We start from the raw sequence: 20311 nt of genomic DNA on the forward strand, positions 1-20311 counted from the left end.
TAATGTTAATCTATAAACAATTTTACTTTAAATGAAAAAGCTACCTTGGCCAGAGGTAGCCTTAGATTTCAATTATTTAGTCGACAAAAACTAATATCTATAATGAAACCAACTTCGTCTTAAGACAATTGCTAAGATGGGAATACGGATTGAATCCATTGTAATCTTAAGTTTAATTAATCGTTAAAATTGGGATCTAGGTTTTGAAGTTTATAAAGTGGAAGCTGGATTTATTATGTGTTGAATTGTTAAAAATGTATATTGCGGCCACTAAAATTAAATTATGCATTGGGAACAGCTTCTTTCCTTGAAACGTTTTGGTGATACCCACAAAAGAATAAGAAAGGAACAGGATGAAACCCGATTGGGGTTTGAAGTGGATTACGACAGGGTGATATTTTCTGCGGCATTTAGAAGCCTACAGGACAAGACTCAGGTAATACCCCTTTCCAAAACCGATTTTGTACATACCCGTCTTACCCATAGTTTGGAGGTTTCGGTGGTAGGCAGAAGTCTGGGAAGGATCGCCGGAAAGAAAATTTTGGAAAAACACCCCCATTTACGAGAAGTACACGGCTATCATTTCAACGATATTGGCGCCATTGTTGCCGCCGCGGCCTTGGCACATGATATTGGAAACCCTCCTTTTGGGCATAGTGGCGAGAAGGCCATAGGGGAATACTTTAAAACTGGCAAAGGCAAACAATTTGAAGGGGTATTGACGCAAAAGGAATATCAGGACATTGTAGATTTTGAAGGTAATGCCAATGGATATAGACTATTAACGGAATCCCGCCAGGGTGTTGAAGGTGGATTGCGACTTAGTTATGCCACCTTGGGTGCCTTTATGAAGTACCCAAAAGAATCCCTGCCCAAAAAGCCGACAAAACATATTGCGGACAAGAAATTTGGATTTTTTCAACAGGATGTGGCCTCTTTTCAAGAAGTGGCCGCTGAATTGGGACTGGAATCGAGGGGACAGGGCAAAGACGTTGGTTTTTGCAGACACCCGCTTACCTTCTTGGTAGAGGCGGCGGATGATATTTGTTATACCATTATCGATTTTGAGGATGGAATCAATTTAGGCCTTATATCGGAGGATTATGCCCTGGAATATTTAATAAAGTTGGTCAAGGACAGTATCAATATAAAAAAGTATAATAATTTGGTCTATATGGAAGATCGCTTGAGCTATTTAAGGGCATTGGCGATCAATACCTTGATTTCTGATGCCATTTCAATTTTTATTGAAAATGAGGAAGCTATCCTCAATGGGGAATTTTCGGTATCCTTATTGGATAAAAGCAAGTTCAAGGCCCAGATAGAAGATATTATTACCTTAAGTGTGCAGAAGGTCTACCGGTCCCATGAAGTATTGGAAAAGGAAATAGCGGGCTACAGGATTATCTCGGACATTTTGGATGTGTATGCCACCGCATTGATCCGGAATAAGGAAGGGAATAGCTCCAATTATGACCGACTAATGATTTCTACCTTGCCCGAACCTTACAGGGCAAGCACTGGTTCTACATACGACATACTCTTGAGTACCTGCTGTTATGTAGCCAGCTTATCGGATAGCGCAGCGGTTCATATCCATAATAAGATTATGGGAAAACAGCTTTAAAAATCATAGACCAAACCTACCCCCAGTAATTGTTTGAATTGAATTTTACGTTTTCCCGGGCTGGTAACGGTGCCATCCGCCGCTTTTACCTCATCGAATATGATATCGTGGTCATAAAGAACATGGGTGCCAATGGAGGCCTTTACATATTTGTTTACGTTTAAATCCAGATTTACCTCCCAGTCCACATCTATATTTCCGAAATTATTTACGTAATCCGAGTACAATTGCAATCTGTGATTTAATTTGACATTTTCATAAACCATGGTTTGCCAGGTGTTGGACACCAAAAAACCAAATTCCAGATAAACGTTTTCTCCCTCCTTAATTATATTGCCATCCGTATCCACAAGTGCTTTTTGGACCCCAAAGGCACCACTGTTGGCCAGGGTTTGGTCCAGAACAAAGGTAGATTTGAAGGTAAGTGGGGCCAAGCGAAGGTTAAATTTTTTGCCTTCTGGAATAAAGGAGGTACCAGCACCCAAAAGGGCATACCCAGGCGCCATAAACCTAGAAATGGGTTTATCCCTGTTAGGGTATTTATAACCATTGGAGAACTGGGTCCTAAACTCCGCACTGGCAGAATAATACCAATTACTTATGGTGTCCCTACGAAACGCAAAAGTGGAGGAAAACCGAAGTGCATCATCGGATTTTCTTAATTTAAAGCCTTCTTGGGCATTTAGACCGTATCGTATATCCAAATTGTTGTTGAGTTGTACATATCGAAATTTATAATTTCGGACAAACTTGGCGCTGGCCAATCCGGAAATGGAATTGTTCCCCCCCGCATTCCAGTTTACAAAGGCTACCTCACTAAAGTTAAATCCAAGTTTATTCTCCTTTTCCCAAAATGACGGAATTCTAAAACGTCTATACTTTTCCTCTAGGGGCTTGGTGCGTTTAAATGAAACGATCGGATTGGTCAAATCCGCACCTCGGGGAATGTACTTTATTTTGTCCTGCAAGGTCCGTATTACGATGGTATCTATACGCGTGCTATCTACTCGCATAGAATCTACTTGGGTAGAATCTGGAGGTTGTGGAGCGGGAATGGTATCTTGTGCGAATAAAAAATTGAAATTTAGGAACAGAAGGACAAAAATGAAAATTTTACCGTACATGCTAATCAGTGTTCAAGAGGTTGTTAATATAATTTTTTAAGGTCGATATATCTATTTTAGCTATTTTATGGAGCTCTTCAATGGTTCCCTGCTCTATAAAAACATCTTCAATCCCAAAAACTTTAATGGGGACAAAACTATGCATCTCATTGGCATATTCCAAAATTGCACTTCCAAATCCCCCTATTTTACAGCCATCTTCAATGGTGATGATGTTCTCATAGGTCGAAAATATTCTTTGAAGCATGTCGGTATCCAAAGGTTTTACAAAACGCATATTGTAATGGCCAATCTGGTCCGTATTGTGCATGCTTTTTAGTAAATCTGCGACCATATTCCCAATATGGCCGATGGAAAGTACTGCAATTTTCGTTCCTTTTTTCAATTCTTGGGATATTCCTATCGGAATTTTATGAAACTTTTGCTTCCAATCCAGTGTTACGCCCCTTCCTCTAGGATATCTTATGGCAATGGGGTTATCTAATCCGAGCTGTGCAGTGAACATAATATCCCTGAGTTCAATTTCGTTCAAGGGTGCAAAAATAATAAGATTTGGTATACACCTTAGGTATGCCATATCATATATTCCGTGATGGGTGGCACCGTCCTGTCCAACTATGCCTGCACGATCCAAACAGAAAATAACGGGAAGATTTTGTAGTGCTACATCGTGTATGATCTGGTCATAGGCTCGTTGTAAAAAAGTGGAGTAGATGTTGCAAAAAGGGACCAGGCCTTCTGCAGCCATTCCGCCAGCCATGGTTACTGCATGTTGCTCCGCAATGCCCACGTCAAAAGCCCTATCAGGGAGTTCTTCCATCATGTATTTTAGGGAACTTCCGGTAGGCATGGCCGGGGTAATGCCCACTATTTTTTCATTCTTTTTGGCCAATTCCAAAAGGGTATGCCCAAATACATCCTGATATTTTGGAGGCTGTATTTCGGAGGTTTTGGGCCAAAGGTCACCTGTAAGCTTATCAAATTTTCCCGGGGCGTGATAAACAACTTGATTTTCCTCGGCTTTTTTGAGACCCTTGCCCTTGGTGGTTATGATGTGTAGCAATTTAGGTCCTTCAATATCCTTTAGTCTCCTTAGTTCGTTAACCAGAGCTGCCAGATCATGCCCATCCATGGGGCCGGAATAGTTAAAATTTAAACATTCAAAAATGTTCTCATCTTTGGCCGTTCCTTTTTTAACATTGGTAAGGTATTTTTTCAAAGCCCCTACACTAGGGTCTATTCCTATGGCATTGTCATTTAATACAATCAGGATATTGGCATTGGTGTCGCCGGCATGGTTAAGACCTTCAAAGGCCATACCACTTGCAATGGAAGCATCGCCAATGACCGCTATGTGCTGTACATTCCTGGAGCCCTTGATTTGGGACGCCAAAGCCATTCCGAGAATGGCCGAAATGGAGGTGGAACTATGGCCGGTCCCAAAGTCGTCATAGGGGCTTTCCGTACGTTTTGGAAATCCGCTTATCCCTCCCAATTGCCTGTTGGTATTGAATATTTCCCTTCGTCCAGTTAATATTTTATGGCCGTATGCCTGATGTCCCACATCCCATATTAGTTTGTCTTTTGGGGTGTTGAACACATAGTGGAGGGCAATTGTGAGCTCAACCACGCCCAGGCTAGCCCCTAAATGTCCTTCTTTGGTTGCAACAATATCTATGATAAACTCCCTTAATTCTTGGGCAAGTTGTAATAAATCGACTATTTCCAAGGATCGGATATCCTTAGGGTCGTTAATATGTTGAAGAATTCCCTTGGGCATACTAAAAATGTTACGCAAAACTAATGTATTTAAACATGGGTTGGTATGTTTTTAAGTGTTTGATTGACTGTTTTTATTGATATATTAAACAATTCGTATTTTTTTTGAACCTTCACCATTATTGTTTACTATTGTGCCTTAAAATGATTCAAATGATCAATCCGTTCGATGATGCTTATTTTATGAGGAAGGCCTTGCAGGAGGCAGAAGCGGCCTTTGAGATTGGGGAGGTGCCCGTTGGGGCGGTCATCGTTGTTGAGAATAGGATCATTGCCAGGGCGCATAATTTAACTGAACGTTTAAACGATGTTACGGCACATGCAGAAATGCAGGCCATAACTTCGGCTGCTAATTTTCTGGGGGGGAAATACCTTCATAATTGTACCCTATATGTTACCTTGGAACCCTGTCAAATGTGTGCCGGCGCGTTATACTGGAGCCAAATTTCCAAAATAGTATACGCGGCAAAGGATATAGATAGGGGCTTTGTGACCATGGGGACCAAAATACACCCCAAGACCGAACTAGTGAATGGGGTATTGGAGGAGGAAGCTTCGGCCATTTTAAAGCGCTTTTTTATTCAAAAACGCAATTTAAATTAGAAAGGCACCTATTAGGGCCAACCGAAAACGCAACGTATTGACTAGTTGTGTATCTACTTTTTAGTTCAACAATCTAGGTTAATATGAAAATATGCGGATTAATGTTCTTTTTGGTCGTGATTTTGGTCTTTAACCGATGTTCCACAGACCTAACTCCTGAGGGAAACGATAAAGTTAATGGAACTTGGAGTCTTATTAACGTTAGTGGCGGTTTCGCTGGGGTTGACGATGACTTCGAAAAAGGTAAAATTGTTTGGAAATTCAACGCCGCTGATGGGTCATTGACCATTACCAACAATGATGCGTCCAGCGCAATTTACAATGGCTTGCCATCGGGAACCTATACTTATTCCATTATAAAGGAGAAAGACCTATACTATTTGTTATTAAATGACAAGGAGATAGGTGGGGTAGATGTTGCCAAATCACAACTCATGATAGATCAAAACTTCACTACCTCGGGGAGTGGGGCCGATGGCTTCCTGTTGAAATTGATAAAATAGGCAGGTAGCCAATAGGTTGATTAAAAACAAAACCCTTAGGGTTGCCAAGGGTTTACAATTTTTCAAAATAAAATAGTATTAGCCGATTACCTGCACTTTTGCAGCAACTATACCCTTGCGCCCTTCTTCTTCCTGGTATTCTACTTTGTCTCCTTCGTTAAGTTCAGTTCCGTTTAATGCAGTAGCATGAACAAAAATGTCCTTACCCGTGTCATCGTTGGTAATGAAGCCATATCCCTTGGATTCATTAAAAAATTTTACTGTTCCAGTCATTCCAATTGAATTAAAATAATAATCGTTTAGATTACTAATTTATGTTTTTTTGGTCAAAATGGCCATAATCAATCTAAAAAAATATCAAAATTACTGCTTGTCTTTGGGGTCCATTTCCTTTCCCTGCATTTTTCTGATGTTTTCCTCGGTGAGCATATAATCCTTCATTTTTTTGCCTTTGCTCACCTTGATAAGAAAGAGGGGCATGGCTATCAAAAATATTCCGACAGTACCAAAACCAATACACTTATTGGATAAGGCCAAATCTTCCTCATTAATGCTAAAGCCATAAATGATGGAAGCAAAGGACGCTAAGAGAATTAAAGAAATAATATATTTCATTCCCAACCTGGGTTTTAGGAGGTTAAAGTTATTAATTTTCTTCTATAAGCGGTCAAGAGCTTGGATTTGGAGATAAAACCAATATACTTTTCATCCTTGATGACGGGCAGGTTCCAAGCACCACTATTTTGAAATTTCTCCATAATATCTGTCATTTTATCCTTGTCCATTTCAATAATTTCAGGGGGGGTGTTCATAATGTCGGCAGCCATCACCTCCTTGTACAATTTCTGATCGAACATAATGGGGCGAATGTCATCCAACAGAATAACCCCTAGAAGAGTGTTGTCCTCCTTGTCAATCACCGGAAATATATTTCTACTGGATTTTACCACCGCTTGGTGTACAATGTCCCCCAAGTTCATCTCGGGATATATGGGTACAAAATTGTCTTCAATGACCTTGTCAATATCCATCAGGGTTAAAACGGCATGATCCTTATCATGTGTTATTAATTCGCCCTTTCTTCCCAGTTCCATGTTATAGACAGAATGTGGGTGTACATATTTGGTTATGGAAAAGGAGATGGCCGAAGTTATCATTAACGGAATAAACAATTCATAACCTCCTGTAACCTCTGCAATAAGGAATATAGCCGTAAGCGGGGCGTGAAGTACCCCTGCCATGAGGCCGGCCATGCCTACAAGGGTAAAATTGCTTTCAGAAATTTGGTTAGGGAAGATTCCTAAATTGTTAATTGCCTTGGCGATACAATTGCCCATTATACTTCCCATAAAGAGTGTTGGGGCGAAGATGCCCCCAACGCCCCCTGCACCAAAAGTAAGGGCACAGGCTATAATTTTAAAAAAAACCAATCCGGCAAGTAAGCCTATTACCATCCAAACATTGGTAAGGTCCAATTGGAAAATGTTGTTTTCCAATACCTTTTCGGGATTGCCTTTGATGAGGTTGTTAATAACATCAAAACCTTCACCGTATAGGGGAGGGACCAAATAAACCAATATTCCTATGGCCGTACCTCCATAAAGCAACCTTTTTATGGGGGAATCTATTTTATCGAATAGCTTTTGGACCCGCTCATAGACTTCTGTGAAATATATGGAAGTTGAGCCCGCAAATAGCCCTAGGACAATATAAAAGGGTATGTCTGACATCATAAAGTCATCTTCCAGCTTAAAAGGCAAAAGAATATCATTTCCAAAGAAGAAGTAGGAAGTAATGATTCCCGAAAGCGATGCCAATAGCAAGGGCAACATGGACGCAATAGTAAGGTCCAGGCTAAATACCTCAATAGCAAAAATTATGGCTGCAATAGGGGCTTTAAATATGGAGGACATGGCTCCAGCTGCCGCACATCCAATAAGTAAGTTCCTTGTGGTCTGGTTTACATGGAACATTCTTGAGATATTGGAACTTATTGCTGCCCCGGTGGCCACCGTAGGGCCCTCCAATCCAACAGATCCTCCAAAACCAACGGTAATAGGGGCAGTAAGAATGGATCCGAACATTTGATATTTTCTCATGATTCCCTTTTTTTTTGAAATAGCGAAAAGGGTGGATGGGATACCATGGCTCACTTTGTTGCGGATCACATATTTAATGATCAGATAAACAATAGTTAGGCCAATGATGGGAAAGACAAAATAAAAGGCGTTGTGATAATACCTTACCAAATTGCCTTCCAATAAATGTTGAAAAAAATGGGTTAGATTTTTAAGGATAACCGCACCGATCCCCGAGGTAAAACCTACCAAAATACTGAGCAGGTAAATAAATTGCCTTTGGGAAATATGTTTTGCGCGCCAAACCAAAAAGTTGGTAAGCCAAGATTTTTTTAGTGCTGTCATGCCATTGAAAAAAATCCTGCTAGTACTGGACTAGCAGGATTTTAAAGATATGATTATAAATCCAATTTTAGGTGAAGTTCCTTCAATTGTAAATCGTCAATCGGGGCAGGAGCATCGATCATGACATCGCGGCCACTGTTATTTTTTGGAAAAGCAATAAAATCGCGAATGGTTTCCTGTCCACCTAAAATGGCCACCAACCTATCCAGGCCAAATGCCAAACCACCATGTGGAGGTGCCCCATATTGAAAGGCGTCCATTAAAAATCCAAATTGTGCCTTGGCCTCCTCAGGGCTAAAGCCAAGATGTCTAAACATTGTGGATTGTATCTGCTTATCGTGAATACGTATGGAGCCACCTCCAATTTCATTTCCATTCAATACTAGGTCATAGGCATTGGCCTTTACTGCTCCCGGATCGGTATCCAACAATTCCAATTGTCCAGGTTTTGGCGAGGTAAACGGATGGTGCATGGCATGGTAATGCCCAGTTTCCTCGTCCAGCTCCAACAATGGAAAATCTATTACCCAAAGGGGGGCAAACTCGTTCTTTTTTCGCAATCCTAGACGTTGTGCAATTTCCATTCTAAGCGCACTTAACTGTGTGCGCGTTTTATTGGCATCTCCGGAAAGCACGCAGATTAAGTCGCCCGCCTTTGCTCCCGTGACTTCTGCCCATTTTGCAAGATCTTCCTGATCATAAAATTTATCTACCGAAGATTTAAAGGAACCATCTTCATTATATTTGGCATAGACCATGCCTTTAGCCCCTATTTGTGGCCTACGTACCCAATCTACAAGCGCGTCAATTTCTTTTCTAGTATAGGCCGCTCCACCGGGTATGGCAATACCTACTACCAATTCGGCCTCATTGAATATTCCAAAGTCCTTATGCTGTGCAATGGCGTTAAGTTCACCGAATTCCATCCCAAATCGGATATCCGGTTTGTCGTTGCCATATTTTTTCATGGCCTCATCGTAAGTCATTCTTGGGAACTTGTCAATAGAGACCCCTTTAATTTCTTTTAACAAATGTCTGGTAAGGCCTTCAAAGATGTTTAGAATGTCCTCTTGTTCCACAAAGGCCATTTCACAGTCGATTTGTGTAAATTCCGGTTGCCTGTCCGCCCTAAGGTCTTCGTCCCTAAAGCATTTAACGATCTGGAAGTATTTGTCCATTCCGCCCACCATTAGTAATTGCTTAAAGGTCTGGGGCGATTGTGGCAAGGCATAGAACTGGCCTTCGTTCATTCTGCTTGGAACCACAAAATCTCGGGCGCCTTCCGGGGTAGACTTTATCAAATAAGGCGTTTCAACTTCAATAAAACCTTGGTCGGAGAGGTATTTTCTAACCTCAATGGCTACTTTATGACGAAAAATAAGGTTGTTTTTTACGGGATTTCTGCGAATGTCCAGATATCGGAATTTCATCCGGATATCCTCACCACCATCGGTCTGGTCTTCAATGGTGAAAGGAGGTACCAGGGATTTGTTGAGGATTTTGATCTCAGAGACCAGCACTTCCACATTGCCGGTAGGTATGTTTGGATTTTTGGAAGCCCTTTCAATCACGGTTCCTTTAACCTGTATTACAAATTCGCGGCCCAAAGATTTTGCGATCTCCATAATCTCTTTTGAAGAGCGTTCCTCATCAAAAATGAGCTGGGTAATACCATATCGGTCCCGAAGATCGGCCCATACAACAAAACCCTTATCCCTTACTGTTTGTACCCATCCTGACAAGGTTACTTGTGACTGTTGATGGGTTTCCCGCAATTCACCGCAATTATGACTTCTATACATTTTTAATATCATCTAAGAAAAGGCAAATGTAAGAAGTAATAGGGTAAGCTGAAAAAAATATAGTCAATTGAGAAATTATTAAATTTTACTATAAAAATTTATCATATTATAAATTATTTTAGAGAATATTAACAAAACTTACTTATTTTAGTATATAAATCTAACGAAACTCATTACTATGAAACAGAAATTATTTAAGAAGAACATGTTCTTATTTTTCTTAATGGCACCTTTGATGTTGTTGGCTCAGGATGTTGTTAAGGGAAAGGTGACCGACTCGGGTCTTGGGGATCCGCTTCCTGGGGTGAATGTGGTTATTAAGGGAACCACTACGGGTACTACTACGGATTTTGATGGTAATTATGAACTTTCGGTTGATAATTTTCCATCCATTCTAGTGTTTTCCTCCTTGGGGTATGCCTCAAAGGAAATGCAGGTAACCGGACCAACAACTTTGAACGTTGCCATGGATGAATCGGCAACAGGATTGGAGGAAGTTGTCTTGTTGGGGAACCGTTCCAAGCCAAGAACAGTTCTAGGATCACCTGTGCCTATTGATAATATAGGAGTTGCCGAATTAAAAAGCACCGGTCAACCTACAGTTGACAAGATGTTGACTTATAAAGTTCCATCATTTAACTCTACCACCCAGGCAATCTCAGATGGTACAGCACACTTCGATCCTGCTGATTTACGGGGGTTGGGTCCAAGTAGAACTTTGGTGTTGGTAAATGGAAAGCGTAAAAATTTGAGTGCTTTGGTATATATCAATGATACTCCTGGTAAAGGGGAAGTCGGAGTGGATTTGAAAAGTGTTCCCTCTGCGGCAATAGAAAGGATAGAGGTTTTAAGAGACGGGGCTTCTGCCCAATATGGTTCAGATGCCATTGCTGGAGTCATTAATATGGTATTGAAAAGGAATGTTGAATATACTACTGTGGGTGTTAGTTCCGGAATCACCACTGAAGGGGATGGCTTTAATTTTGCTGCAGATGTGAATAGTGCTATAAAACTTGGTGAAGATGGAGGGTATCTCAACTTGACAGTGGGCTATTATAATCAAGAAAAGACCAATAGAGCTGGAACACCTGGAGAAGATGGTTTGTTTGGGGTACCTGCAAATGATCCCGACTGGGGATCCTGGCTGGCTGAAAACCCGGATTTGGGAATGACCATAGGTCAACCCGAACTAGAAAAAATGGATGTATTTTTTAATGCAGGTATTCCTTTTAAAAATGGCAATGGGGAGATCTATACTTTTGGAGGGCTTACCTATAGAAAGGGAAAAAGCTTTGCATTATACAGACCACCATATTGGGTTTCCGATCCATATAACTTATTGCATGATCCAGGAACCACTTATCAAGGATTTCAGCCAACTTTTGAAACAGATATAAGGGACAATAATGCAACGGTAGGAGTAAAATGGAAATTGTTCACCTTCGATGTTGATTTGAGCGGTACTTATGGTAGAAATGCTGTTAATTACGACGTAAGAAACACGCTAAACATTGTTTTGGGAGCCAATAGTCCTACATCTTTTGACGTTGGGGCCTATTCTTTTAGCAATACCTTGGGAAATTTGGATTTTTCCAAAAATTTGGGGACCGTCAATATTGCCTTTGGTGCCGAGATTAGGGGGGAACGTTTTACTGCTTTGGCAGGTGAGTCAGCCTCCTTTGCGGGGCAAGGGGCTGTATCCTTTCCTGGATTGCAACCAAGTAATGCGGTAGAAGCTACCAGGGATAACTATGGTCTCTATGGAGATTTGGAATGGGAGCCTACCGAAAAATTACTTTTGGGAGGGGCACTGAGATACGAGGACTTTAGCGATTTTGGTGATAATACTTCCTGGAAGGTTAACGGGCGCTATTTATTGGGAGAGCGTAAAGGAGCCATTAGGGCCTCTTATAGCACAGGTTTTAGAGCACCGGCATTACATCAAATTTATTTGAGCAATATACAAACATTGGTTTCCGGTGGGACTATTTCCAATCAGGGGACATTTAACAACGTTGATCCAATAATCAGGGATGGTTTGGGAGTACCACAGCTAACTGCTGAAACTTCAAAAAATATCACGGCTGGTTTTACATTCAGTCCGCTTACCAATTTATCTTTTGCCGTGGATTTTTACAATGTTAAAATTGATGATCGGGTATTGTTTACCAATGAGATTGGATTCGATGGTGATACTGCGAACAACAATCCTGTTGAGGAAATATTATTGGACAATGACATAACTAGTTTAAAATTCTTTGTAAATGCTGTAAACACCAACACAACAGGTGTTGACATAGTGGCCAATTATAAAAATATAGCTATAGGTGCTGGAAGTTTGGGTGCCACAATAGCTGCCAATTTCAATAAGACAGAGATTGAAGGGCAAATTAAAACACCTAGTTTATTGGCAGCCAATGGTTATGAGATTTTTAACAGAAAGGAACAGGCCAGAATCACAACGGTTAGGCCAAAATCCAAAATTCTTATTGGGCTTGACTACAATATTGAAAAATGGAATTTTATTTTAAACAATACCTACTTTGGGGAGGTAAAGTGGGATCATGGTACAGATCCCTTAAAGGATCAGGTCTTTGCAGGAAAGGTTATTACCGACCTAATATTGGGTTATGAATTTTCACAGAAAGTATCTGCGACTATAGCAGTAAATAACCTATTGAATGTCTATCCGGATGAATTGGATCCCAAAGGCGATGTGGTTACAGATCTTGGAGGAAGATTTAAGTATCCTTGGGAAGTGAATCAATTTGGTTTTGCGGGAACTATTATAAATGCCGGACTTTCTTTTAAATTTTAAGATTTGAATTAATAGCGACAATAGAACCATTTTATCGATTAAAACAGAAACTCCCTATTTAAGGGAGTTTCTTTGTTTTATAAACCTCTCAAAGACAAGTAATTAATGTTTCAATGTAAATTTAATGTTAACTAAAGGTTTCTTTTTCGTAAAATATATGTATCTTTAATTCGTTAAGAGTTAATAGATAAACATAAAATCCCAAATAAAATGAAAGGAATAACACTAGTTTTTGCACTAATATTTGCAGTTGTAATCAACGCACAAGATATAAAACCTGTTTTTGAACAAGATGGTGAAATGTTAAAGGCGACTTATTTCCATGACAATGGGGAAGTTTCCCAAGAGGGACATTTCCTAAACGGAAAACTGCATGGCGAATGGAAGATGTTTGGTGAAGATGGAAAGAAAATAGCCATGGGTGAATATGCCGAAGGTAAGAAAACTGGGAAATGGTTTTTCTGGGATGCCAAAAAATTAAAAGAAGTAGATTTTGTTGACAGTAAAATTGCCAATGTTACCGAATGGAATAGCGAAGGTCAGTTAGCGATCAATAAATGATAAAATTATTTTTCAATAGGAAACCCGGCGAATATCGCCGGGTTTTTTTGTTTTGGATCTTACCGGAATCCGTTAACGAGCACATTATTCGTATAAGGGAAAAGTATATGGACTATAATTTTGCTTCCAAAATCCAATGTATAGGTATTGCCATAGACATAGTTTTCCATAATGGCTACGGAGCCGATAATAACCTGGGTATTTCTCCAACAGGATATTAGAATTGATAGAATAAGTACAGGTATAGTGCAAAAAAAAGCCTGTTTTATTAAAACAGGCTCCTATTAGATTTGGTTGCAAATAACCTAGGCAGTTACAACTTTCTCAGTTTTTGGCTTACCAATGCCCCTTATGGCTATTTTCATCCTGTAGGTAATATTAAATAGTACAGGAACAATGATCAAGGTTAGGAAGGTGGCCACTATCAACCCGAAGATTACCGTCCAGGCCAAAGGACCCCAGAATACCACGTTGTCTCCACCAATGTATATATGCGGATTAAATTCCGAAAATAGGGCAAAGAAATCGATATTTAAACCAATTGCTAGAGGAATCAAGCCCAATACGGTGGTGATGGCTGTAAGTAGTACTGGTCTTAGCCTGGCCTTTCCACCCTTAATGATCGCTTCTGTAGCATCTTCCCTTGTCAATAGGGCTTTATCATCCATACTTAGCTTTACCTTCCTACGATCAATTAAAATCTGGGTGTAATCCAATAGAACCACTCCGTTGTTCACCACAATACCAGCCAAGGAAATTATTCCCATCATCGTCATCATGATCACAAAAGACCATCCGGTAAGCATTAGCCCTCCAAATACCCCAATAAAACTTAGGAAAATGGCAATCATTATGATCAATGGCTTGGAAATACCACCAAACTGAAATATCAATATCAACATAATAAGGCCTAAACCGGTGAAAAATGCACCTACAAGGAACATCATTTGTTTGTTCTGTTCCTCTATTTGCCCCGTATAGTCTATTTTGATATCGTCAGGAAGGTTTTTGAATTCTTCCATTTCCTTTTGTATCTCGGCAACAATGGCCGCCGCATCGGTAAACCCAGGCTGAAGCCCGGAATAGACGGTAACCACACGTTTGTTGTCCCTGTGTTTAATAGCACTAAAGGCCGATGTATTTCTTTCTGTTGCCACAGCGGAAATAGGGATTTCCTTGATTTTACCCGTAGATTGGTCCCTAAATATGATATTTTGGTTGAAAAGGGCGCTTTTATTATATCTTAAATCTTCGCTAAAACGGACATTGATATCATAATCATCCCCATCTTCCTTATATACACCGGCTTTTTCACCAAACAGAGCCCTTCGCAATTGGTTCCCCACTTGGCCAACAGAGACCCCTAGTTCACCTGCCTTTTTACGGTCTACCGCCACTTGCATGGAAGGCTTGCTCTTGTTTACGTCAATTTTTATTTCTTCTATACCGGCGATATTTTTGGTGTTGATAAAGTTTCTGATATCCTCGGCCGTATTGATCAATTGGTCGTAATCCTTACCTTCCAATTCAATGTTAATTGGATAACCGGCCGGTGGGCCATTGGCCTCTTTTTCAACGGAAATGGCTACCCCGGGATATACGCCGCTTAGGCCGGCCTGAACTTTGGCACGGATGTCCTCGGTGTTGACTCCCCGTCTATATTTAAATTCACTGAAATTGACCGTAATTTTACCCTTATGGGGCATTTCGGCCGAAGAACCTCCATCTGCCAAAGGATTACCGGCGCCTTCACCCACCTGGGATACGGCTGTGGTAACAATAAAGTTCTCCCCATTGTGAAAATATGCCTGGTCATTGACAATGCCGTAGACCTTTTTCTCAATATCCAGGGTAATTGCATTGGTCTTCTCTATGGCGGTGCCTTCAGGGTATTCTATATAGACGTATATTTCATTGGGGATGTTGTCCGGGAAGAATTCTATTTTGGTTCTCCCACTGCCTACGGACATGCCGAAAAGCATAAACACCACTACCAAAAGCATAGTCGTAATTCCAAAATACCAGTATACATTTTTCCCCCTCAATGCATGTATCAATCTTTTCTCATACCAGTTTTCAATGCGGGTCATGGTATTTTTCTGAAAGCGCAGTGCCCATTTCTTCAGTACATATTTGTAAATCCAAAACATGGCCGCCGTTAAAATCATAACCGTGCCCAAGCCCCTCATAGCTCCACCGAACAACAAAATCAATAGCCCAAGTCCGCCCAAAACAATACTGATACGAATTAGCTGTTTTCTAGTCAGTTCCTTTTCATCGGTATCCATAAAGTTGGATACCAACATGGAGTTCATAAATATGGCCACAAACAGGGAGGATCCCAATACTACCGATAAGGTGATTGGAAAATAGATCATAAACTGTCCAAATATTCCAGGCCATAGCCCAAGTGGAACAAAGGCCGCAACAGTGGTAGCCGTGGAAATAATAATGGGAAAGGCTATTTCACCGATTCCCTTTTTCGCTGCTTCAATACGGGGCATTCCCTCATCCATTAAACGATACACGTTCTCTACCACAACGATACCATTATCCACCAACATTCCCAATCCCATGATCATTCCAAATAGAATCATGGTATTCAAGGTATAGCCCAACCAGGAAAGGATCATAAAGGACATAAACATGGACATGGGTATGGCAAAACCAACGAACAAGGCGTTTCGGAACCCTAAAAAGAACATTAGGACCCCAACCACCAATATAATTCCGAAAATGATATTATTGACCAAGTCATCTACCTGGTTAAGGGTTCTTGTAGAGGAATCATTGGCAATGGAAATGTGAAGATCGGGAGGGAAATAGTTGGCCTTGGTGGTCTTTACTATTTCCTTAATTTGGTCGGATGCCGATATGGCATTTTGGCCTGCACGCTTTTTAACATCGAGCATCACAACGCTTTCCCCAAATTCCCTGGCATAGGTAGTTTTATCCTTTTCGTCAAAATAAACGGTCGCAATATCTTTTAAATACACTGCCCCATTGTCTGATTTTACCACAAAATCGTTAAGTTGATTGGGATCTTCTATCTCGCCCAATATACGAATGGTACGGCGTTGGCCGCCAATCTTTAGATTTCCTGCGGACATGGTCATGTTACCATTGCCAATGGTCTGCATTACATCGTCAAAGCTAACCTTGGCCGCCATCATTTTATAGACATCTACAGCAACCTCCACTTCTTTTTCCTGGGCTCCACGGATATCGGCTTTTTTTACTTCAGGGAGATTTTCAATTTCGTCCTGAAGGTATTCCGCATATTCCTTTAATTTTTCTACCGGATAATCGCCGGTGAAGTTGATGTTCATTATGGGGACTTCCTCGGAAAAATTTAGGTCGAACACGTTGGGTTCTACCTTGGCGCCGTTGAAGGTGGGCCAATCCTCACTGGCTTTCTCGCCATCAACCTCGTCCTTTACCTTTTGTTTTGCCGCTTCCACCGTAATTTCTTCGTCGAACTCAACGGTGATGATGGAATAATCTTCCTGTGAAGTGGAAATAATTTCCACCACATTGCTGATATTCTTTAGTTCATCCTCCAAAGGATCTGTTATCAACCTTTCAATATCCTCCGCTGTATTACCAGGATAGGGGGTACTGATATATATTTTGGTTTCTATGATTTCTGGAAAGTCTTCCCTGGGCATGGCCATATAGGAGGAAAAACCGATCCATAGGAAGATACCGATCATTACATAGATAACCGACGGGTTATCTATTGCCCAAGACGATAAACTAAATTCTTTGTCTGCGTTTTTTTGTAGTTTGCTCATGGACTCTTTAGTTTAAAACTTTCACTTTTTGACCATCTTTTACGCTTCTAGCACCCTCTTTGATAATGTGGTTTCCATTGCTGATTCCTGAAAGAACTTCCACATAACCATTTTGGGTCTTACCAGTGGTAATGATTTTCTTCATTACTATGGCTTCGTTTTCATCATTTAGTTCTTCGGCCACGTAGGCGTACTGCTCTCCATCGGCATTTTCGGATACTATACTTTGCGGTATAAGAATGGCATTATCACTACTGTAGTCGTTCAATTGTACTTTGGCGCTTAAGTTGGGCTTAATGGTACCTGTCTTGTTGGGCACAGGTATTTCTACGGTAAATGATCTGTTGCCAGGATTAATAAAGTTTCCTGTTTGTCTAATATTGGTCATAATACTATCACCTAACACAGGGAAATATACTTTGGCTTCCTTCCCATTTTTTATACTTCCCAAATAGGTTTCCGGCACCTCCACTACAATGTACATATCCGAAAGGTTTACTATACGGAAAATTTCGGATCCAGGACCAGGGGCAACCACTGTTCCTTGGTCCTTGATAACATCGTCTATAATTCCTGAAAATGGTGCCCTAATTGTGGATTTTCCTAACTGACTTTCCATTTGTTTAACGGAATTTTCGCTAGCTTCATAATTGGTCTTTGCCTGTAAATACTGAATTTCCGAACCTATCTTTTGCTCCCACAATCTTTTTTGACGCTCAAAGGTAGTTTTTGCCAATTGTGCCTGGGTTTTTAATTGTTCCAGTTGGCTGCCCATACCACCATCATCTATGCTGGCCAAGATCTGACCCTTGGTCACTTCTTGTCCCTCCTTTACATAGACTTTTTGTAATACGCCTTGCATTTCCGGATAGATCAGTACATTTTGCTTTGTTTTTACGTCTCCCTGTAAATCCAGAAAATGATCAAATTTTTTGGGATTGGCTATAATTGTGGTTACCAAGGGAAGGTTTTCATTTCCGCTCATTGATCCAATTACCGAATCCAGTTTTTTCATTTCAGATTCCAATACTTTTTGTTTCTCGAAGAGCTCACCTTTTTTAGTGCGCAAGGCATTAAGGTCCCCTGCAGATATAAGGTCGTCTACTGTTTTTTGATTATCGCTTCCACAAGAAACCATTAAGGTTCCCAATACGAATATTTGAAGTATTTTGTTCATAGTTTTAATTTCTAGGTTGATGTTATAATTTGCTGTTCAGTACCGTCTCCAAGGCTGTTTTGTTGTTTATTACCTCTACCATGGATTGCAGGTATTCCTGCTGTGCATCATAGAGTTGTGTTTGTGCCTGTCTCAGCTCAAAGCTGGTGGCAAGTCCTTCTGTGTATTTTATTTCGTTCTTCTTTTCAATACGTTCCGCCAAAGCCAAATTTTCACTTGCCGTATTATACTGCTCAATGGAAAAGAGGTAGTTGCTCTTGGCTGTTTGGTGTTGTAGTTTAATACTTTGTTCTGTTTCGGATTTTTGTGTTCTCGCTTTTTCAAGTGCAATTTTTGCCCTTGCAGTCTTGGCACTCCTTCCTAAAGAACTAAAAATGGGGATGCTAAGGTCGAATCCCAGAATGGAGGAATCAAACCATTCGGAATCGTTGCCCAAAAAATTAAACCTGTCGCTATAGGAAGTACTACCGTAATTTATAAAGGCATTCAAGGTTGGCAAGGCCAAACTTTTCTGTAACTTAAGTTCCAGTTCCCTTTGTTGGTTTAAATTGTCCACTATTTTAAAATCTATATTGTTGTCCATGACCAAATCTTCATCCAATAGATCCAGGCGAATTTGCTCCTGGGCCAGATCGGACAGATTTTCCTTTAAAGTGGTAGGAGCATCTATATCCAGGCCCATAATCAGATTTAGCATCTGAAGGGTTATGGATTGAAGGCGTAAGGAGTTCTTTAACTGATTTTCTACCGAGGATAGGGTAATCTGCAATTGCTCCACACTTTCCTCATCGCCAAGACCATTTTCGAAAAGTTTCTGTGTCTCATATAAATTTTTCTCCAAATTGGCCTTATTCTTTTCAAGTATGGCAATACTTTCTTGGGATAACAACACATTACCATAAGCTTCCACTACCGATTTACGAACATCCAATTCGGTCTTTTCCTTGTTGTTGTTACTGTAGGCAATAAAAGCCTTTGTGGCTTGAATGCCCACGATATAGGATCCATCAAAAATTTGCTGTTTCAAGGTAGCGGTGGCACTTGCAGTTTGTGGCTGACTAAAGACTATAGGGATAAAGGTTCCTGGTTCCTGCCCTGCCAATTCACCTGGTAACAGGGAAACAGGCTGCTTTAATTGGTTTTGATAGCTCACGGCACCACTTATTTGGGGTAGTCCGGTGGCAATGGTTTCCCATTTTTGCTTTTGGGCATCCAAAAGATCTCTGTCCGCATTAATGGCCCCATAATTATTTTCTATGGCGAAATTAATGGCTTCTTCTAGGGTGAAACTATAAGTTTGTTCCTGGGCGTAGGACCAAGTTGCTGTAAATAGCATCAATAGTGCTAAAAAACTGTTTTTCATAAAATTGGCTTTATAGTTTTTTAATTCGGTCATTTAACTTATTAATTAATCTTGCGTAGAATTGATTATATCGTTTAGTATCTTTCTTCCCTTAGGTGTTACAATTCCTCGCAAATGATATTCAAGAAAATAATCCTGTAGTTCCTTTGCAGAAAAATTGCCTTGCGGGAAAAAGCGCTCGTCCTTAATACTGGCCACGCCGGAAATATAGATCCGGGATACAAATTCAACGTTTAAGTTTTCCCTGTAAATGCCCATTTCCAAACCTCTTTTGATATTGTCTACCGTACATTCCTGCATAAGCTCATATTGCTTTTTGCTAGTGTTGTCGAAAATTTTGGGATAGTATTTTTGTAACTGGTATTGGGGGGAAGATTTTTCATCCTTCAATTGTGAAATGACAAACTTTTTAATGTCGTACAATTCCTCAATAGGATTCTTGCCGCTGGAACATATTAATTCTATCCCAAGATTAATCCTATCCAATAGGCCGAAAGTACATTCTTGTACCAACTTGGTTTTGTTCTCAAAATGGGTGTAGATCGTTTTTTTTGATATCCCCATTTCATTCGCCAAATCATCCATGGTAACACTTTTGAACCCAAGGTTCAAAAACATATCCGTTGCTTTTTCTAAAATTTTTTCCTTCATAGAGGCCGCAAAGATAATCGTGGAAACTTATAAAACAAAAAAAGTTTCCTAAGTTTTACGTTTTCTTAACACTTTAGTCGATTACT

16 protein-coding genes are annotated in these 20311 nt (G+C 40.4%); 6 read left to right on the plus strand and 10 right to left on the minus strand.

Annotation, left to right across the window (positions count from 1 at the left end):
* Positions 1 to 283 precede the first annotated feature (283 nt).
* Positions 284 to 1627: a dGTP triphosphohydrolase gene (gene dgt, locus B9Y87_RS16460; protein ID WP_085500067.1), complete on the plus strand. Its 1344-nt coding sequence runs from the start codon at positions 284 to 286 to the stop codon at positions 1625 to 1627.
* Here dgt and B9Y87_RS16465 read toward each other — a convergent pair.
* Both B9Y87_RS16465 and B9Y87_RS16470 read right to left on the minus strand, forming a co-directional pair.
* Positions 1624 to 2751 (minus strand): DUF3078 domain-containing protein, encoded by a 1128-nt coding sequence (locus B9Y87_RS16465; protein ID WP_085500068.1) that lies wholly within the window; start codon positions 2749 to 2751, stop codon positions 1624 to 1626. The two genes, dgt and B9Y87_RS16465, sit on opposite strands and share 4 nt — an antisense overlap.
* Position 2752: 1 nt before the next feature.
* Positions 2753 to 4531 carry a 1-deoxy-D-xylulose-5-phosphate synthase gene (locus tag B9Y87_RS16470; protein ID WP_085500069.1) on the minus strand — a complete coding sequence of 593 codons (1779 nt, stop codon included), beginning with the start codon at positions 4529 to 4531 and terminating at the stop codon, positions 2753 to 2755.
* A 152-nt stretch (positions 4532 to 4683) separates the two neighbouring features.
* Between B9Y87_RS16470 and B9Y87_RS16475 the strand changes: the two genes are divergently transcribed.
* On the plus strand, positions 4684 to 5133 hold the full coding sequence (locus B9Y87_RS16475) for a nucleoside deaminase (protein ID WP_085500172.1): 450 nt from the start codon (positions 4684 to 4686) through the stop codon (positions 5131 to 5133).
* A gap of 83 nt (positions 5134 to 5216) precedes the next feature.
* Complete coding sequence (locus B9Y87_RS16480; RefSeq protein WP_085500070.1) at positions 5217 to 5636, plus strand: hypothetical protein; 420 nt, start codon at positions 5217 to 5219, stop codon at positions 5634 to 5636.
* A gap of 78 nt (positions 5637 to 5714) precedes the next feature.
* On the opposite strand, the gene B9Y87_RS16485 is transcribed toward B9Y87_RS16480, so the two are convergent.
* The 4 genes from B9Y87_RS16485 to aspS form a co-directional block, all read right to left on the minus strand.
* Positions 5715 to 5909 (minus strand): cold-shock protein, encoded by a 195-nt coding sequence (locus tag B9Y87_RS16485; RefSeq protein ID WP_031441862.1) that lies wholly within the window; start codon positions 5907 to 5909, stop codon positions 5715 to 5717.
* A 90-nt stretch (positions 5910 to 5999) separates the two neighbouring features.
* On the minus strand, positions 6000 to 6251 hold the full coding sequence (locus B9Y87_RS16490) for a hypothetical protein (RefSeq protein ID WP_072859951.1): 252 nt from the start codon (positions 6249 to 6251) through the stop codon (positions 6000 to 6002).
* Positions 6252 to 6265: 14 nt separating this feature from the next.
* Entirely contained in the window at positions 6266 to 8059 is a 1794-nt protein-coding gene (locus tag B9Y87_RS16495) for a chloride channel protein (RefSeq protein WP_085500071.1), read from the minus strand.
* 53 nt (positions 8060 to 8112) lie between these two features.
* A complete protein-coding gene (gene aspS / locus B9Y87_RS16500; RefSeq protein WP_085500072.1) occupies positions 8113 to 9861 on the minus strand; it encodes an aspartate--tRNA ligase in 1749 nt (582 codons plus the stop codon).
* Positions 9862 to 10039: 178 nt separating this feature from the next.
* Here aspS and B9Y87_RS16505 point away from each other — a divergent pair, with 178 nt between their 5' ends.
* The 3 genes from B9Y87_RS16505 (at position 10040) to B9Y87_RS16515 (ending at position 13461) form a co-directional block, all read left to right on the plus strand.
* A complete protein-coding gene (locus B9Y87_RS16505; RefSeq protein ID WP_085500073.1) occupies positions 10040 to 12679 on the plus strand; it encodes a TonB-dependent receptor in 2640 nt (879 codons plus the stop codon).
* Positions 12680 to 12889: 210 nt separating this feature from the next.
* A complete protein-coding gene (locus tag B9Y87_RS16510) occupies positions 12890 to 13240 on the plus strand; it encodes a toxin-antitoxin system YwqK family antitoxin (protein WP_085500074.1) in 351 nt (116 codons plus the stop codon).
* Entirely contained in the window at positions 13237 to 13461 is a 225-nt protein-coding gene (locus tag B9Y87_RS16515; RefSeq protein ID WP_085500075.1) for a hypothetical protein, read from the plus strand. The genes B9Y87_RS16510 and B9Y87_RS16515 overlap by 4 nt, the downstream gene beginning before the upstream one ends.
* A gap of 84 nt (positions 13462 to 13545) precedes the next feature.
* Here B9Y87_RS16515 and B9Y87_RS16520 read toward each other — a convergent pair whose 3' ends face one another.
* Genes B9Y87_RS16520 through B9Y87_RS16535 form a run of 4 tightly spaced genes read right to left on the minus strand, consistent with a single transcriptional unit; the run spans position 13546 to position 20225 of the window.
* Positions 13546 to 17034 carry an efflux RND transporter permease subunit gene (locus B9Y87_RS16520; RefSeq protein WP_085500076.1) on the minus strand — a complete coding sequence of 1163 codons (3489 nt, stop codon included), beginning with the start codon at positions 17032 to 17034 and terminating at the stop codon, positions 13546 to 13548.
* Positions 17035 to 17041: 7 nt separating this feature from the next.
* Positions 17042 to 18211, minus strand: coding sequence for an efflux RND transporter periplasmic adaptor subunit (locus tag B9Y87_RS16525; RefSeq protein ID WP_085500077.1), 1170 nt, complete (start codon positions 18209 to 18211; stop codon positions 17042 to 17044).
* Positions 18212 to 18233: 22 nt separating this feature from the next.
* Positions 18234 to 19574 carry a TolC family protein gene (locus tag B9Y87_RS16530; RefSeq protein ID WP_085500173.1) on the minus strand — a complete coding sequence of 447 codons (1341 nt, stop codon included), beginning with the start codon at positions 19572 to 19574 and terminating at the stop codon, positions 18234 to 18236.
* Positions 19575 to 19619: 45 nt separating this feature from the next.
* Positions 19620 to 20225: a TetR/AcrR family transcriptional regulator gene (locus B9Y87_RS16535; RefSeq protein WP_085500078.1), complete on the minus strand. Its 606-nt coding sequence runs from the start codon at positions 20223 to 20225 to the stop codon at positions 19620 to 19622.
* Positions 20226 to 20311: the final 86 nt, after the last annotated feature.

Source organism: Arenibacter troitsensis (assembly GCF_900177645.1).
Classification (GTDB): domain Bacteria; phylum Bacteroidota; class Bacteroidia; order Flavobacteriales; family Flavobacteriaceae; genus Arenibacter; species Arenibacter troitsensis.

Coding starts and splice junctions, on each gene's coding strand:
- dgt (WP_085500067.1), top strand. CDS start 284: ATGCATTGGGAACAGCTTCTTTCCTTGAAACGTTTTGGTGATACCCAC.
- B9Y87_RS16465 (WP_085500068.1), bottom strand. CDS start 2,751: ATGTACGGTAAAATTTTCATTTTTGTCCTTCTGTTCCTAAATTTCAAT.
- B9Y87_RS16470 (WP_085500069.1), bottom strand. CDS start 4,531: ATGCCCAAGGGAATTCTTCAACATATTAACGACCCTAAGGATATCCGA.
- B9Y87_RS16475 (WP_085500172.1), top strand. CDS start 4,684: ATGATCAATCCGTTCGATGATGCTTATTTTATGAGGAAGGCCTTGCAG.
- B9Y87_RS16480 (WP_085500070.1), top strand. CDS start 5,217: ATGAAAATATGCGGATTAATGTTCTTTTTGGTCGTGATTTTGGTCTTT.
- B9Y87_RS16485 (WP_031441862.1), bottom strand. CDS start 5,909: ATGACTGGAACAGTAAAATTTTTTAATGAATCCAAGGGATATGGCTTC.
- B9Y87_RS16490 (WP_072859951.1), bottom strand. CDS start 6,251: ATGAAATATATTATTTCTTTAATTCTCTTAGCGTCCTTTGCTTCCATC.
- B9Y87_RS16495 (WP_085500071.1), bottom strand. CDS start 8,059: ATGACAGCACTAAAAAAATCTTGGCTTACCAACTTTTTGGTTTGGCGC.
- aspS (WP_085500072.1), bottom strand. CDS start 9,861: ATGTATAGAAGTCATAATTGCGGTGAATTGCGGGAAACCCATCAACAG.
- B9Y87_RS16505 (WP_085500073.1), top strand. CDS start 10,040: ATGAAACAGAAATTATTTAAGAAGAACATGTTCTTATTTTTCTTAATG.
- B9Y87_RS16510 (WP_085500074.1), top strand. CDS start 12,890: ATGAAAGGAATAACACTAGTTTTTGCACTAATATTTGCAGTTGTAATC.
- B9Y87_RS16515 (WP_085500075.1), top strand. CDS start 13,237: ATGATAAAATTATTTTTCAATAGGAAACCCGGCGAATATCGCCGGGTT.
- B9Y87_RS16520 (WP_085500076.1), bottom strand. CDS start 17,034: ATGAGCAAACTACAAAAAAACGCAGACAAAGAATTTAGTTTATCGTCT.
- B9Y87_RS16525 (WP_085500077.1), bottom strand. CDS start 18,211: ATGAACAAAATACTTCAAATATTCGTATTGGGAACCTTAATGGTTTCT.
- B9Y87_RS16530 (WP_085500173.1), bottom strand. CDS start 19,574: ATGAAAAACAGTTTTTTAGCACTATTGATGCTATTTACAGCAACTTGG.
- B9Y87_RS16535 (WP_085500078.1), bottom strand. CDS start 20,225: ATGAAGGAAAAAATTTTAGAAAAAGCAACGGATATGTTTTTGAACCTT.